Here is a 237-nt window from a genome sequence, read left to right on the forward strand (position 1 = left end):
CTGCGCCCTATCTTCATGACCCCCTTCTGACCCAGGACTCTCTGCGAGAGTACGTGGCGGAGTGCCATAGGCTTGGCCTGAAAGCCAAGATCTACAACACGGTCCGAGAGCTCACGTTCCGCAGCCCGGAGCTGCTGCCGTTGTTGCAGTTTGACAACGAGATCTACAGAGATTGTCCTGGTGCCGGAAACAACAGGATCAAGGAACATGCAGTGAGAGAATAAGTCTCCTCGAGGG

The 237-nt window shown here is 55.7% G+C and carries 1 protein-coding gene; it reads left to right on the plus strand.

Annotated elements, in window-relative coordinates:
• On the plus strand, window positions 1–224 hold a 224-nt coding region (locus N7568_RS25335), incomplete at its 5' end, for a glycoside hydrolase domain-containing protein (protein WP_261612380.1).
• Window positions 225–237: the final 13 nt, after the last annotated feature.

Source organism: Paenarthrobacter aurescens (assembly GCF_025421775.1).
Taxonomy (GTDB): Bacteria; Actinomycetota; Actinomycetes; order Actinomycetales; family Micrococcaceae; genus Arthrobacter; species Arthrobacter aurescens_B.